The sequence below is a fragment of the Enterobacter cloacae complex sp. ESBL7 genome, assembly GCF_041679625.1.
GTDB classification, from domain to species: domain Bacteria; phylum Pseudomonadota; class Gammaproteobacteria; order Enterobacterales; family Enterobacteriaceae; genus Enterobacter; species Enterobacter asburiae_B.
The window spans coordinates 1-458 of sequence record NZ_JBGORN010000043.1; the positions used below are offsets into that span (position 1 = coordinate 1).

The 458-nt window shown below is 44.5% G+C and carries 1 protein-coding gene; it reads right to left on the minus strand.

The annotated features are described in order from the left end of the window. Positions 1 to 458: DUF763 domain-containing protein (locus tag ACERY3_RS25375; RefSeq protein ID WP_373226805.1), on the minus strand; the 458-nt coding region annotated here is incomplete at both ends.

The following is a 458-nucleotide window of genomic DNA, read 5'->3' on the forward strand; positions in this document are numbered from 1 at the left end:
CATTTATAAAAGACTGCAGATTTTCAGAATGCCAGTGATAGCGCCGCGCCGTTTTGGTCAGCGGATTCATGCCTTGCTGGATTACTGCCCACTGGCCCTGGTTGTCAACGATAAAATTATGCTGGTAAAGTTGGAAACCATCCTGAATCGCAGTGTTATCGACCTTAGCGGTAAGTTTGCTGCAATTCGAAAGCAGATTGCCGTCAAGACCTGTCCGTTGTCCAACGTTTAATAATTCAGCCGGCGTTTGCATTGAATGCTTTCCTTTTCCTCCGCAAATATAAATGCCCAATTCTTTTGAATGCGGATTCACCGACTTTTTCAAAGCGCCCAATACTGAAGTCGTAATTCCCGACGAATGCCAGTCCATACCCATCACCGCGCCAAAACTTTGGAACCAAAACGGATTACTGAGTTTGGAAATAACTTCGGAAGTTGAAAATTCCATTGCAATGGTT